This is a genomic window from Nocardia sp. KT25-26, assembly GCF_056627695.1.
Map to the genome: position 1 here is coordinate 4,766,386 of NZ_CM152813.1, position 14,957 is coordinate 4,781,342.

The 14,957-nt window shown below is 64.2% G+C and carries 9 protein-coding genes and 3 rRNA genes; 3 read left to right on the plus strand and 9 right to left on the minus strand.

Going from position 1 to position 14,957, the window contains the following annotated elements; translation table 11 throughout:
• Positions 1 to 4: 4 nt before the first annotated feature.
• From AC1HFH_RS21590 to AC1HFH_RS21600, 3 genes are all read right to left on the minus strand, one after another.
• Positions 5 to 1,312 carry a diguanylate cyclase domain-containing protein gene (locus AC1HFH_RS21590; protein ID WP_480244604.1) on the minus strand — a complete coding sequence of 436 codons (1,308 nt, stop codon included), beginning with the start codon at positions 1,310 to 1,312 and terminating at the stop codon, positions 5 to 7.
• 31 nt (positions 1,313 to 1,343) lie between these two features.
• Positions 1,344 to 2,156, minus strand: a complete 813-nt coding sequence (locus AC1HFH_RS21595; RefSeq protein ID WP_480244605.1) for an SAM-dependent methyltransferase — start codon at positions 2,154 to 2,156, stop codon at positions 1,344 to 1,346.
• A gap of 119 nt (positions 2,157 to 2,275) precedes the next feature.
• Positions 2,276 to 2,929 carry a YdcF family protein gene (locus AC1HFH_RS21600; RefSeq protein WP_480244606.1) on the minus strand — a complete coding sequence of 218 codons (654 nt, stop codon included), beginning with the start codon at positions 2,927 to 2,929 and terminating at the stop codon, positions 2,276 to 2,278.
• Between the two features lie 158 nt (positions 2,930 to 3,087).
• Between AC1HFH_RS21600 and AC1HFH_RS21605 the strand changes: the two genes are divergently transcribed.
• Complete coding sequence (locus tag AC1HFH_RS21605; RefSeq protein WP_480244607.1) at positions 3,088 to 4,068, plus strand: DNA polymerase III subunit beta family protein; 981 nt, start codon at positions 3,088 to 3,090, stop codon at positions 4,066 to 4,068.
• On the plus strand, positions 4,068 to 4,559 hold the full coding sequence (locus tag AC1HFH_RS21610; RefSeq protein WP_480244608.1) for a hypothetical protein: 492 nt from the start codon (positions 4,068 to 4,070) through the stop codon (positions 4,557 to 4,559). Before AC1HFH_RS21605 ends, AC1HFH_RS21610 begins: the two co-directional genes overlap by 1 nt.
• 123 nt (positions 4,560 to 4,682) lie before the next feature.
• On the opposite strand, the gene rrf is transcribed toward AC1HFH_RS21610, so the two are convergent.
• The 3 genes from rrf to AC1HFH_RS21625 form a co-directional block, all read right to left on the minus strand.
• Positions 4,683 to 4,799: ribosomal RNA gene (rrf, locus tag AC1HFH_RS21615) — 5S ribosomal RNA — on the minus strand.
• 133 nt (positions 4,800 to 4,932) lie between these two features.
• Positions 4,933 to 8,042: ribosomal RNA gene (locus AC1HFH_RS21620) — 23S ribosomal RNA — on the minus strand.
• A 330-nt stretch (positions 8,043 to 8,372) separates the two neighbouring features.
• A 16S ribosomal RNA gene (locus AC1HFH_RS21625) occupies positions 8,373 to 9,891 on the minus strand.
• The 16S, 23S and 5S rRNA genes sit together here, the layout of an rRNA operon.
• A 572-nt stretch (positions 9,892 to 10,463) precedes the next feature.
• Between AC1HFH_RS21625 and AC1HFH_RS21630 the strand changes: the two genes are divergently transcribed.
• A complete protein-coding gene (locus AC1HFH_RS21630) occupies positions 10,464 to 10,937 on the plus strand; it encodes a MarR family winged helix-turn-helix transcriptional regulator (protein WP_480244609.1) in 474 nt (157 codons plus the stop codon).
• A 2-nt stretch (positions 10,938 to 10,939) separates the two neighbouring features.
• On the opposite strand, the gene AC1HFH_RS21635 is transcribed toward AC1HFH_RS21630, so the two are convergent.
• The 3 genes from AC1HFH_RS21635 to AC1HFH_RS21645 all read right to left on the minus strand — a co-directional run bounded on the left by AC1HFH_RS21635 (position 10,940) and on the right by AC1HFH_RS21645 (position 14,599).
• Positions 10,940 to 11,356, minus strand: coding sequence for a DUF7144 family membrane protein (locus AC1HFH_RS21635; RefSeq protein ID WP_480247937.1), 417 nt, complete (start codon positions 11,354 to 11,356; stop codon positions 10,940 to 10,942).
• A gap of 100 nt (positions 11,357 to 11,456) precedes the next feature.
• Positions 11,457 to 12,971: a flavin-containing monooxygenase gene (locus tag AC1HFH_RS21640; RefSeq protein ID WP_480244610.1), complete on the minus strand. Its 1,515-nt coding sequence runs from the start codon at positions 12,969 to 12,971 to the stop codon at positions 11,457 to 11,459.
• 47 nt (positions 12,972 to 13,018) lie between these two features.
• The gene (locus AC1HFH_RS21645) at positions 13,019 to 14,599 is read right to left on the minus strand and encodes a Na+/H+ antiporter (protein ID WP_480244611.1); all 1,581 of its coding nucleotides are present in this window, start codon (positions 14,597 to 14,599) and stop codon (positions 13,019 to 13,021) included.
• Between the last annotated feature and the right edge of the window lie 358 nt (positions 14,600 to 14,957).

Below are 14,957 nucleotides of genomic sequence, written 5' to 3' on the forward strand. Positions count from 1 at the left end.
CCGGCTAGCGGGTCCGGCTGCGCGGACCGGGCGCCGTACGGCCGGCTTTGTCCCGATACATGGCCGCATCGGCGGCGTGCAAGAGGTCGTCGACGGCCGCCGGCGGAGTGGTGAAATACACCGAACCGATACTCGCCCCGACCGCTACGACGCGGCCTTCGACCCGCATCGGCGCGGTCAAGCTGGCGAACAGGGTGTCCGCGACCTTCTCCAGCTCGGCCGCGCCGGCACAGTCATCGAGGACGACCAGGAACTCGTCGCCGCCGATCCGCGCGGTCAGCCCACTCTCCGGCGGGACCGCCGCGCGCAGCCGGTCGGCGACGATTCGCAGTACCCGGTCACCGACCCCGTGCCCCCAGAGGTCGTTGATCTCCTTGAACCCGTCCAGATCGAGATAGCACACCCCGATGGGCGTCGTGGTGACCGACAGCCGGTCGAACAGATGTCCGCGATTGGGCAGGCCGGTCAGCCCGTCGTGATTGGCGTCGTGCCACAACCGGTCGGCCAGTTCCTTACGCTCGGTGACGTCCACGGCCACCCCGATCAGGAAACGCAGCTGTCCGTCGGCGTCGCGCACCACGGACATGGACAGATCGATGCACCGGAGCGTGCCGTCGCTCCTGGTGTGCTGGGTCTCGGTCCGGAACCGGTCGATCTCACCGGTGAACATCCGCTGCAGCTGTGCGAATGCGTCGTTGAGGTTCGCCGGGCCGAGGATGTCGGCCACCGTCCGCCCCGGTAGCGCCGTCGGCTCCTGGCCGAGCATCTCCGCCATGGCGGCATTGGCATCGAGCACGTGCCCGGTGCGATCGATCACCCCGATGCCCACCGAGGCACCAGCGAACACGGCGGCGAAGCGGGCTTCCGAGAGCTGCCGCCGCTGTTCGGCCTCGCGGGCCGCGACCAGCGCCGCAGCCAGGGTGGTCTCCTGTTCCGCGAGCGCGGTCGTCCGCAGCGCCCCCGTGAAGGCCGCCGCGAACTCTGCAGCCAGGTCCACGGCGCGGCACCGCAGCTCGGGCCCGGCATCGGCTCCTGCCCCGGCGGCTTCCACCAAATCGGTGCAGATGATACGCACCGACCTACCGACGGCGGCGGGATCGCGGTAGTTCGCCGCCACCAGTGCCTGCGCCGCACGGGAGGCGACATCGCACGCTCCGCCGGTGCGGACGGTGACGATGAGTTCCGCACACATCCCGGTGAGCAGCGCAGTCACCTCGGACCGGGTGAGAGTGGGCGCCACGATGCCGTCGAGGGCGTCGGCCCACCGGCCTGCCAGCTCTCGCGACCCCAACACCTGGTTCACACCTGCCATCCCACTCCATCACCCGGTCGTCCGGGCCCGGCTACCGCGCCTTGGTCGCCACCCCTGCCATACCGAGCGAATTGCCCGGCTTCTCGTGCTGGTCCTGTTCGGACTCGGGCCGCCAGGACGGCAGTTCCACCACGCCCGGATCGACCAGCTCCCACCCGTCGAACATGGCCGCGATCGCCTGCTGTGACCGAAAATGGATTCCCACCCGGGTCCGATCGGTCGCCTGAGCTCCGAGCTTACCGGCATCGTCGGGCCGCTGCTCCGATGAAAGATGCGACAGTGCGAGATGGCTGCCGGTCGGCAGGGCGGTACGCAGGGCCGCCACCAACCCGGCCGGATCCTCGTCGTCCGGCACCAGATGCAGCACCGCCACCAGCAGCAGGCCGACCGGCTCGTCGAGATCGATCAGACCGGAGGCCCGCACCGCCTGCAGCAGCTCGTCCGGTTTACGCAGATCGGCTTCCAGTGCCCCGGCCTTGCCGTTGCCGCCCAGGATGGCCTTCGCATGGGCGACGGCCACCGGGTCGATATCGACATAGAGCACGCGGCAGCCCGGATCCAGCTCCTGCGCGATCTCGTGCACATTGCCCGCGGTCGGGATCCCGGAGCCGATATCCAGGAACTGCCGGATACCGGCATCCAGGCAGAACCGCACCGCACGACGCAGGAACGCGCGGTTGCTCAACGCCAGCCGCGGGAGGTCGGGCACCAGCTGGACCGCCATCGATGCCGCCTGTCGGTCCACTTCGAAGTTGTGCGACCCGCCCAGGAGCGCGTCGTACATCCGGGCCGGGCTGGCCTGCTGCATATCCACACCGTCGGGCGCCCATGCCGGTCGATCCATCGCCTGTCCTTTCCGCAGTGCCCGCACCGGCCGTTTCGGCCACGCACCCGGGGTGCCGGCGGGTCGATCCAGGCGAATCGTAGCCCCGGTTGCCGCGCACCGCGAGGCTCGGCGATCGGCTACCGCTCGGTGCCGTAAGGCTGGGCCCACAGCGGCACCCGGTCCGGAGTCATGGTCGCCACCACCGGTACGCCCGCATGGTCGAAGTCGTTCCTGGCGCGATCCAGGTGGTCGGTGGAGGTGATCAGCACGGCGCGATGAATGTTCAACAGCTCGAGCAGCCGGGCGGAGAAGAGGGCGTTCTGCACGGTGGACGCCGCGCGATCCTCGATATGGATCCGGTCCCGGGCGATGCCACGCGCCGCCAGCCAGTCCGCCATCGCCTCCGCTTCGGTCACCCCGTTGCGCGGATTGCCACCGGTGACCACGACCGGTGAATGCGGTGACATCAACGCCTGGATCAGCCCGGCGTGCAGCCGCGCATTCAGTTCCGGCCGCATGGAACCGTCCGGCAGCAGGCCGAAGCCGAGCACCACGATCGCGGTATCGGGGCCGTAGTCGTCGGGGACCCCGAGATCCGGGCGGGCAGCGTCGAGGGTCCGCAGCGCCTGATTGGCTATGACCGCCACCTCGTCGGTGAACCCGGCCGGTATTTCGAACGGCTGCGCCATGGCAGGCGTTGCGGCCACGGCCACCGCGGTGCACGCCACGGAGCCGAGCGCGAGCCGTAGGGCGCCATGGCGGGCAGCTGCGAAGGGAAAAGGCCTGTCCATGTCGCGACCTCCTGGCGGGAGCGGCCCGACCGGCCGCTACGAGCAACACTGGCCAATATGGTGACCGAGCGCCCGGTTCGGTGTGCCGTTTTCTGAAAAGTCTGTGATTCGCACTTATCGGGCGGTGGATTGTGCTGTGCCGGCGTTGACCTTCGACGGTGGATCCGCACACCGGGTACCGCTACTACGCGAACACCCAGGTCGAGTCGGCGATCCTGCTACGTCGGCTGCGCGAGATCGATCTCCCGCTCGACACGGTCACCACGGTCCTCACCGGTCCGGCCGAGACCGCGGAACAACTCCTCGACACCCACGTGCACGAGCTGGCCCGCCGCGCCGAGCGGGCAGCCGCGGTATCCGCGCAGGTCAAACACGGCCTCCGGGAGGCGTCCGGGACCGCCGTGTGGCTCCGTGGCGCCGACCTCGCGGCGGCGGTGCGCGCCGTCGCGCCGGCCGCCGCAGCCGATTCCGAATTCCCGGTACTCACCGGCATCTACCTGGAAGCCGGCCCGGAGGGCGTCGTACTCACCGCCACCGACCGATATCGGCTGAGTACCCGCTCGCTGGTACCGGATCGGCCTCCGGCCCGAAACTGGACCGCGATCGTGCCGGCTGCCGACCTGCTTTCCCTCGCCGGTGCCTTCGATACCAGCGACCGGGTCCGGTTGACCGTGCATGCGGATTCCCTCCGGCTCACCGCCGAGGAAACGCTGCGGCCGCTGCCGATCCTCGAAGAGGTCGAGTACCCGGACTACCGAGCGATGATCGCCGGGCTCGCCCCACCGTCGGCGCGTCTGGTCCTGCCCCGCACACTGCTGCTGGACGCGCTCACCGATGCCGAGGTGGTCCACTGCCACTGGACACCGGACGAGCTCGCGGTCACGTCCACAACCGGCGAGCAGATCCGGATCCCGGCACAAGTACGCGGCACCGGATCCGATATCGAATTCTGGTGTGCCTCGCACCGGCTGTTCGCCGCCGCCGACGCAGCCGTCGGCCCCGAGGTGGTCCTCGAGATCGCGGCACCGGATCAGCCGATCGTGGTCCGGTCCGCCACTGACGGCGACCTCACCACCCTGGTCATGCCCATGGCCGAGCCGGCTACGGATACTCGGGCACACGGAACGGAAGGGCGCTGATGTCGGCCGACGAAACCATGGACCGCATCGGCGAGGCGATCACCCTCGGCCGCTCCGGCCACCCCGCCGACGCCATCGATCATCTGCAGAAGCTCTGGCAGCGGATCGGCACCGACGGCGATCCCCTGCACCGATGCACGCTGGCACACTACCTGGCCGACCTGTACGACGATCCGGCCCTGGCGCTGACCTGGAACATTCGCGCGCTCGACGCCGGTATCGCACTGACGGATGCCCGGGCTGCCGCCCATGACCCCGGCCTGCGTGCAGCCGGTTTCCTCCCGTCGCTGTATCTGAATCTCGCCGACGACTATCGCCGGCTCGGATCCTTCCGAGCAGCCGCCGACACCCTGGCCGACGCCCGCGCCGTACTGGGTGAACTCGACGACGACGGCTACGGCGAAACGATCCGCCGGGCGGTAGCCGACCTGGGCGAAGCGATCGCCGCGCAAGACAGCACACCGCGAGCCGGTGCACCGGCCGGAACTTGATACGCGCATACGACAATGGCCCCTGGGATCCCAAAAGGGTTTCCAGGGGCCATCATTTCGGATCACTGGGACCCGAAACGACGATAGGGGACCCAAACCTGGGTCCCCTATCGTGAATGTATGTTCCGGCGGTGTCCTACTCTCCCACACCCTGTCGAGTGCAGTACCATCGGCGCTGGTGACCTTAGCTTCCGGGTTCGGAATGGGACCGGGCGTTTCCCCACCGCTAAAACCGCCGTAACTCTATGAAACTATCCAACAAACCACCACACCCCCCAACGAGGGAGTGTGCCGGACCCGGAACATCCCGGACCCCAGCAATGGTTCGTGTGTTGTTTCAGACACCACACAGTGGACGCGTAACACCTTCATCTTTTATAAGCCCTCGACCTATTAGTACCGGTCACCTACACACATTACTGCGCTTCCAGTTCCGGCCTATCAACCCCATCATCTGTAGGGGGCCTTACCCACTCGAAGGTGGTGAGAAACCTCATCTAGGAACAGGCTTCCCGCTTAGATGCTTTCAGCGGTTATCCCTCCCGAACGTAGCCAACCAGCAATGCACTTGGTAGCACAACTGACACACCAGAGGTTCGTCCGTCCCGGTCCTCTCGTACTAGGGACAGCCTTCCGCAAGTTTCTGACGCGCGCGGCGGATAGAGACCGAACTGTCTCACGACGTTCTAAACCCAGCTCGCGTGCCGCTTTAATGGGCGAACAGCCCAACCCTTGGGACCTACTCCAGCCCCAGGATGCGACGAGCCGACATCGAGGTGCCAAACCATCCCGTCGATATGGACTCTTGGGGAAGATCAGCCTGTTATCCCCGGGGTACCTTTTATCCGTTGAGCGACACCGCTTCCACACGCCGGTGCCGGATCACTAGTCCCGACTTTCGTCCCTGCTCGACCTGTCGGTCTCACAGTCAAGCTCCCTTGTACACTTGCACTCGACACCTGATTGCCAACCAGGCTGAGGGAACCTTTGGGCGCCTCCGTTACCCTTTAGGAGGCAACCGCCCCAGTTAAACTACCCACCAGGCACTGTCCCTGAACCAGATCATGGTCCGAAGTTAGAAGCCCAATACGACCAGAGTGGTATTTCAACGACGACTCCACAAACACTGGCGTGCCCGCTTCACAGTCTCCCACCTATCCTACACAAACCGTACCGAACACCAATACCAAGCTATAGTGAAGGTCCCGGGGTCTTTTCGTCCTGCCGCGCGTAACGAGCATCTTTACTCGTAATGCAATTTCGCCGAGTCTGTGGTCGAGACAGCAGAGAAGTCGTTACGCCATTCGTGCAGGTCGGAACTTACCCGACAAGGAATTTCGCTACCTTAGGATGGTTATAGTTACCACCGCCGTTTACCGGGGCTTAAATTCTCAGCTTCGCAACCCAAAAGGTCGCTAACCGGTCCTCTTAACCTTCCGGCACCGGGCAGGCGTCAGTCCGTATACATCGTCTTACGACTTCGCACGGACCTGTGTTTTTAGTAAACAGTCGCTTCTCTCTGGTCTCTGCGACCCAACCCAGCTCCCCGAGCAAGTCGGTTCACCGGATCGGGCGCCCCTTCTCCCGAAGTTACGGGGCCATTTTGCCGAGTTCCTTGACCACAGTTCTCTCGATCGCCTCGGTATTCTCTACCTGACCACCTGTGTCGGTTTGGGGTACGGGCCGTGTACCAACTCACTAGAGGCTTTTCTCGGCAGCATAGGATCACTGAATTCACCACAACGGCTACGCATCACCTCTCACCCACAAGAACCACGGATTTGCCTATGGTTCGGGCTACAGGCTTACACCAGTACAACCACTGACTGGCCCAGCTACCTTCCTGCGTCACCCCATCGCTTGACTACTACACCCAGGGTCGTGTGCATCCCCATCACTCCACCCGAAGGTGATAGATCCGGTTCAGGACACTTAGCACAGATGATTCGCCATTGGGCGCGGATACACGGGTACGGGAATATCAACCCGTTGTCCATCGACTACGCCTGTCGGCCTCGCCTTAGGTCCCGACTCACCCTGGGCGGATTAACCTGCCCCAGGAACCCTTGGTCATCCGGCGGACGAGTTTCTCACTCGTCTTTCGCTACTCATGCCTGCATTCTCACTCCCATAGCCTCCACAGTTGGATCACTCCACCACTTCCACGGCTACAGGACGCTCCCCTACCCACCCCAACCACTGCCCCGAAGGGAATGTATATGTTGGAGTGCCGCGGCTTCGGCGGTGTACTTGAGCCCCGCTACATTGTCGGCGCAGGACCACTTGACCAGTGAGCTATTACGCACTCTTTCAAGGGTGGCTGCTTCTAAGCCAACCTCCTGGTTGTCTCAGCGATCCCACATCCTTTTCCACTTAGTACACGCTTAGGGGCCTTAGCCGGCGATCTGGGCTGTTTCCCTCTCGACTACGAAGCTTATCCCCCGCAGTCTCACTGCCGCACTCTCACTCACCGGCATTCGGAGTTTGGCTGACTTCGGTAAGCTTGTAGGCCCCCTAGGCCATCCAGTAGCTCTACCTCCGGCGAGAAACATGCGACGCTGCACCTAAATGCATTTCGGGGAGAACCAGCTATCACGGAGTTTGATTGGCCTTTCACCCCTACCCACAACTCATCCCCTCAGTTTTCAACCTAAGTGGGTTCGGGCCTCCACAACATCTTACTGCTGCTTCACCCTGGCCATGGGTAGATCACTCCGCTTCGGGTCCATAATGTGCGACTCAACGCCCTCTTCGGACTCGCTTTCGCTACGACTACCCCACACGGGTTAACCTCGCCACACACCGATGACTCGCAGGCTCATTCTTCAAAAGGCACGCCATCACCAAACAAGTCGGCTCTGACGGATTGTAAGCGCACGGTTTCAGGTACTATTTCACTCCCCTCCCGGGGTACTTTTCACCTTTCCCTCACGGTACTAGTCCGCTATCGGTCACCAGGTAGTATTCAGGCTTACCGGGTGGTCCCGGCAGATTCACAGCAGATTCCACGGGCCCGCTGCTACTCGGGCATCACTCACGCCAGCCGCCATGTTTTCAGTTACGGGACTCTCACCCTCTACGGCAGACCTTTCCAGGCCACTTCACCTAACACAACGGTTTCTGACTGACGCTCACCACGGCAGTGATGAGAAGAGCAACCCCACAACCCCACACATGCAACGCCTGCCGGCTATCACACACACATGGTTTAGCCTCATCCGCTTTCGCTCGCCACTACTCACGGAATCACATATTGTTTTCTCTTCCTGTGGGTACTGAGATGTTTCACTTCCCCACGTTCCCTCCACACACCCTATATATTCAGATGCGGGTAACACGACATCACTCGTGCTGGGTTTCCCCATTCGGAAATCCTCGGATCACAGCTCGGTTGACAGCTCCCCGAGGCATATCGCAGCCTCCCACGTCCTTCATCGGCTCCTGGTGCCAAGGCATCCACCGAACGCTCTTAAACACTTACAAAGACAAAGATGCTCGCGTCCACTGTGCAGTTCTCAAACAACACACCCACCAGAACCACACACCCCGGACCGAACACCCTCCACACGGAGAACCGGTATCACGAGAGACCCTGGCGGATCGTTTCTTGCCTAGAAAGAACGCCTGTTCTTTCAGGACCCAACAGTGTGCCGACTACAATCCCCGAAGACCAGCCACACAGGACCGACCCACACCCGAGGCACATATCAGTGTTCCACCCATGAGCTCCGCAGTCCCACGATCGGAGACTAAACGGCTCTGCCACCACACGCTCCCCGACAACTCGGGGCGTGGATGGAGAATGCTCCTTAGAAAGGAGGTGATCCAGCCGCACCTTCCGGTACGGCTACCTTGTTACGACTTCGTCCCAATCGCCGATCCCACCTTCGACAGCTCCCTCCCACAAGGGGTTAGGCCACCGGCTTCGGGTGTTACCGACTTTCATGACGTGACGGGCGGTGTGTACAAGGCCCGGGAACGTATTCACCGCAGCGTTGCTGATCTGCGATTACTAGCGACTCCAACTTCACGGGGTCGAGTTGCAGACCCCGATCCGAACTGAGACCGGCTTTAAGGGATTCGCTCCACCTCACGGTATCGCAGCCCTCTGTACCGACCATTGTAGCATGTGTGAAGCCCTGGACATAAGGGGCATGATGACTTGACGTCGTCCCCACCTTCCTCCGAGTTGACCCCGGCAGTCTCTCACGAGTCCCCGCCATAACGCGCTGGCAACATAAGATAAGGGTTGCGCTCGTTGCGGGACTTAACCCAACATCTCACGACACGAGCTGACGACAGCCATGCACCACCTGTACACCAACCACAAGGGGGGCCGTATCTCTACGGCTTTCTGGTGTATGTCAAACCCAGGTAAGGTTCTTCGCGTTGCATCGAATTAATCCACATGCTCCGCCGCTTGTGCGGGCCCCCGTCAATTCCTTTGAGTTTTAGCCTTGCGGCCGTACTCCCCAGGCGGGGTACTTAATGCGTTAGCTACGGCACGGATCCCGTGGAAGGAAACCCACACCTAGTACCCACCGTTTACGGCGTGGACTACCAGGGTATCTAATCCTGTTCGCTACCCACGCTTTCGCTTCTCAGCGTCAGTTACTTCCCAGAGACCCGCCTTCGCCACCGGTGTTCCTCCTGATATCTGCGCATTTCACCGCTACACCAGGAATTCCAGTCTCCCCTGAAGTACTCAAGTCTGCCCGTATCGACCGCAAGCTCGAAGTTGAGCCCCGAGTTTTCACGATCGACGCGACAAACCGCCTACAAGCTCTTTACGCCCAGTAATTCCGGACAACGCTCGCACCCTACGTATTACCGCGGCTGCTGGCACGTAGTTGGCCGGTGCTTCTTCTACAGGTACCGTCACTCTCGCTTCGTCCCTGTCGAAAGAGGTTTACAACCCGAAGGCCGTCATCCCTCACGCGGCGTCGCTGCATCAGGCTTCCGCCCATTGTGCAATATTCCCCACTGCTGCCTCCCGTAGGAGTCTGGGCCGTGTCTCAGTCCCAGTGTGGCCGGTCGCCCTCTCAGGCCGGCTACCCGTCGTCGCCTTGGTAGGCCATTACCCCACCAACAAGCTGATAGGCCGCGGGCCCATCCCGTACCGATAAATCTTTCCACCAACCCCCATGCGAGAGATGGTCATATCCGGTATTAGACCCAGTTTCCCAGGCTTATCCCAGAGTACAGGGCAGATCACCCACGTGTTACTCACCCGTTCGCCGCTCGTGTACCCCGAAGGGCCTTACCGCTCGACTTGCATGTGTTAAGCACGCCGCCAGCGTTCGTCCTGAGCCAGGATCAAACTCTCCGTTGAAGACTCACGAAACACCCGAAGGTGAATCAGCAGTATCTAACTAGAGTCCGAAAACCTAGCAAAACGCCAGCCGGAAATTAGCTGACAAAAAATGTCCGACACCCACACGGGGGTGCAAGCATCGGAACCAAAAAATATTTGGCACTGACATTCATCGACACACTATTGAGTTCTCAAAGAACACACGCACACACCGAGAACACCCGAACCGAATCCGGTGCCTCAGTGAAGCAACTTTCCGAAGCTTAGCCGACCACAGTCCCCGACACAAAATCGGGTCCCGGATCAACCAGTGTGATCGTCAGGCGCTCATCGTCCTACCTCGTTTTCCCGCACCGTCGCGTACCCTGTGTTCAAGGCCGCGTTCGGCTCCGGGTCGGAGTCCGTGTCGCTCTGACTCGAATAAAGTTACGCATGATCGAGAACGAAGTCAAATCGCCTGGTCAGACGGCATAATTGCCGCCCCGACTGCAGCCGACACCCCGAACAGAGACGTAGACACCCACTACACACCCGGGCTACAGTCATGTCCCCATAGCTAACTTCCAGCTACACAACGGAGGGGTGGTCCAGTGCCCGGTGACCTCGGTACCACCGAACGTCGAGCGTGGTCTGCCCTCGTCGCAGTATCCACTCTGCTACCGGCGGCGCTCGATTCGCTCCTGCAACGCGAGTTCGGCCTGACCCATTTCGAGTACCGGGTGCTTGCGGTACTCCGGGAGGCGCCCGGCCGGCGGATGCGCCTGTCCGAGCTGGCCACCCGGGGCCACGGCTCGATCTCCCGCCTGTCCCACGTCGTCTCCAAACTGGAGCGGGCCGGCCTGGTCGAGCGCCGGGTGTCCCGCTCGCGACGCGGGATGGACGCGGTACTGACCGCAGCCGGTGCCGGAAAGCTGGCCGCCGCTACCCCGGCCTATCGGCAGGCGGTCGGTGATCTGGTCTTCGACGGTTTGGCCCCGGAACAGACACAGTCGCTCGCCGACCTCGGCGAGCGACTGTGTGAACATCTCGGCGTTGCCCTGGACCGGGATCCGGCCGGCCGATGAACTCAGACCCGGCGCGGATCCCAGGTGCACACCGCCCAGATCACGACGATGTCCAGTGCGATGATCAGGACCGACCACCAGGGGTAGTACGGCAGCCACAGGAAGTTGGCGACGATCGACAGCGAGGCCAGCACGATCGCCATGATCCGCCCCCACATCTGGCCCGCGAGCAGCCCGATCGCCGAGATCACCACGACCGCACCGAGCACGATGTGGATCCAGCCCCAGGTGGTCAGATCGAACTGGTAGATGTATTCCGGCCCCACCACGATCAAATCGTCCTCGGCGACCGCCGAGATGCCCTGCAGGATCTGCAGAACACCGATGACCAGGAGCAGGATGCCGGCGCCGATGGAGGCGCCCGCGGCGAACCCGTCGCGCAACGAATGATCTTCCCGGGGCGGTTGCGCCTGGGTCATGTCGGGCTGATTCGTCATCGTCTCGACCTTTCCGTCAGTTCACCGACGTGCCACGACGGCACTTGGCACCGACGGTAGGGAGCGCACCCCGGATCGCACCTCACCCGTTGTGGGTGAGATCGGAAACGCGCCGGTCAGCCGGGCGCAGTGTGCGGCGCAGCCCGGTGCCCCGGACGACGAGCGAATCCAGCAGGTAGTTCTGCCGCACCTGCCACGGCCGGCGATCACCCTGCCGCGGGAAGTCAGCGATCGACCGGCGGATATAACCGGATTGCAGATCGAGCAGCGGGCGGGCGGCCAGCCTGCCCCGCGGCCGGGGCACCACCGGCGTGCCACCGTTGCGGTCGATATGCCGCAGCACCTTGCACACCAGTCGCGAGGTGAGATCGGCGCGCAGGGTCCAGGAGGAGTTGGTGTAACCGATACAGATCGCGAGGTTCGGCAGGCCGGTGAGCATGGCGCCCTGCCAGACGAACTGCTCCGCGAGATCGACCGGCACCCCGTCGACCGAGGGCCGGATGCCGCCGAGGGCGAGCAGTCGCAACCCGGTCGCGGTGACCACGATGTCCGCCGGCAGCGTCGTCCCGGAGGACAAGGTCACCCCGTCGGGAACGAACCGATCGATCCGGTCGGTGACCACGTCGGCCCGGCCCTTCTTGATCGCCTTGAAGAAGTCGGCATTCGGCGCGGCGCACAGGCGCTGATCCCACGGGTCGTAGTCGGGGGTGAAGTGCTCGGCGACCAGGTCCGGATCCTTCAGGATCCGGGTGGTGAGCCGGGTGAGCAGGGCCCGGGCCGCGGCGGGGCGCCGCCGGCAGTACTGATAGAAGCCGATGTTGAACAGGATGTTCTTGATCCGGACCACCCGGTGGGCGAGCGTCGCCGGCAGCAGTTCCCGGATCCGGTCGGCCTGTTTGTCCCGGCCGGGGACCGCGCTGATCCAGGTGGGGCTGCGCTGCAGCATCGTCACTCGTTCGGCGTCCTCGGCCATCGCCGGCACCAGGGTCACCGCGGTGGCGCCGCTGCCGATCACCACCACCCGTTTGCCCCGGTAGTCCAGCTGCTCTGGCCAGAACTGCGGGTGCACGACCTCGCCGGCGAATTCGTCGAGGCCGGGGAAGTCCGGCGCATGCGGCCGTTCGTAGTCGTAGTACCCGGCACAGATATACAGAAAATTGCAGGTCAGAACCGCTTCCCCGGGGTCCCCACGGACAGTCAGCCGCCAGTGTGCGGCATCGGAGACCCAGTCGGCGGCGAGCACCCGGTGCCGATACCGGATCCGGGACTCGATGTCGTGTTCGGCTGCGGTCTCGCGCAGATAGCGCAGAATAGCCGGACCGGCGGCAATCGATTCGGCATCGCGCCACGGCGCGAACGGATAGCCGAGGGTGAACATGTCCGAATCGGACCGAACTCCTGGATAGCGGAACAGATCCCAGGTCCCGCCCATTCGGTCCCGGGCCTCCAGGATCGCGAAGGACTTGTCCGGGCACTCGGTCTGCAGCCGGTAGGCGGCACCGATCCCGGACAACCCGGCCCCGACGATGACGACGTCGAGATGTTCGGTGGCGGACGGATCCGCCCGATCGGTGCGCGTACGGGTGCTGTCGGTCATGGCACCAGTGTGCCGTGCCCCGCCGGGCGGCACCGGCGTTCGGCGGGTCAGTTGCCGGCACCGAGGTCCAGCCGGCGGGTCACCCGGTCCACGACGTCCGGCGGCATCCCGGGTTCCCGGCGGGCGGCCTGGGCCTCCCGCCGACCGGCTTCCACGATGGCGGCTCTCAGGTCGTGGGCCCGGACCATCATCCGGCGCTCCCGTTCCAGAGTGGCCTTCTCCCCCGCATCGGCGGCTTCCGGATCCGCCCGTGCGGAACGGCGCATCAGGCTGTCGCGCAGATTGCGGTAGGCCTCGTCCGGCAGGCCCTCCTGTTCGGCGACCCGGTCCAGTTCGACCAGTTCGGCCCGCACGACTCGGGCCCACAACTGCATCTCCAGGTGGCGTTCCATCTTGGTGTCGGCGTGCACCCCGGTGATCCGGACCATCAGCGGCAGGGTCGGCCCCTGCACCAGCAGGGTGAACAGCACCAGGGCGAACGCTATGAACAACACCTCGGCGCGGCCGGGGAACTCGGTTCCGGCATCGGTGAAGTACGGGATTGCCAGCGCCAGCGCGACCGTGGCGACGCCGCGCATCCCGCACCACCAGGTCACCAGGGTTTCGCGCCAGGTGTAGGGCTGTTCGGCCTCGACCCGCAACCAGTACCGGCGGCCGACCGCCCAGCTGACCAGCAGCCAGGCCAGGCGCAGCAGCACCACGACCGCGATCACCGCGGCCGTCACACCCAGCAGGCTGGGCCAGCCCTTGCCGGTGGTCGCCAGCACCGTCCGCATCTCCAGCCCGATCAGGGCGAAGGCGAATCCGGTGATGAAGACTTCGGTGATGTCCCAGAACGAATCCGCCACCAGGCGATAGTCGCGATCGCCGATCTCGGTGACCGCATCGGTCAGGTACAGGGCACAGACCACCACGGCCAGGACCGCCGACCCGTGCCAATGCTCGGCGAGCCCATAGGCCGCGAACGGCAGCAGCAGCCCCAACGCGACCTGCCAGACCGGGTTGTCCAGCCGGGCGGTCAGTTTGCTGCCCAGCCACCCGGTCGCCACCCCGACACCGCCGCCGACACTCGCGGCGACCAGGAACTCGACCATTGCGCTCTGGGTGGAGAACGTTCCGGTGACGACCGCCTGCACGGCGACGGTGTAGATGACGATCGCGGTGACGTCGTTGAACAGTCCTTCACCGCTGAGCATGACATTGAGCCGCCTGGGCAGGCCGAGCCGGCTCGCCATCGATTCCGCGGCCACCGGATCGGGTGGCGCCACCATCGCCCCGAGCACCACGCCGACCGCGATCGGCCACCCCGGGAACCAGGCATGGAATATCGCAGCGACGGCTGCGGCGGTGGCGATCACCAGGCCGAAGGCGCGCAGCGCGATCGGGCGCCAGTTCTCCGCGAACTGCCGCCACGAGGTCCGCCGGGCCGCGGCATACAGCAGTGGCGGGAGGACCAGCGGCAGGATCAGCTCCGGCGGCAGCCGCAGATCCGGCACGAACGGGATGACCGCCAATCCGAGCCCGAACAGCGTCATCAGCACCGACGGCGCCACCCGCAGCCGTTCACCGAGCGGTTCGGCGAAGATGGCGGCGAACAGGATGATGAGCGTCAGCACCAACTGATCCATGCGAACAGTGTGCCGACGCGGCCCCCGGCCCCCGGTCGTGACGCGCCCGGCAACTCACCGGCCGATCAGCCACCCGATTACGGCCGGCGGCGCCGCTCCGAACGCGATCACCGACTCCGATCGACCGGCCGACGCAGCCGGCAACGATCGCGGCGACCACGACGGAGTGCATGCCACCGGCAAATCGGTGCCAATTGATCCGGACCGTCCTGCGGGTAGGTGGCGGCGGTCCGCTGCATCGGCAGGTGGAATCCGAGCGACTTTCGCGGGCGCCCTGCTGCGCGGCTCACCGACAGCGACCGATGGGTGATCCGGTGGGTGCGCCGGGGCCTACCACTGCGCATGCGCCGAGCGGACA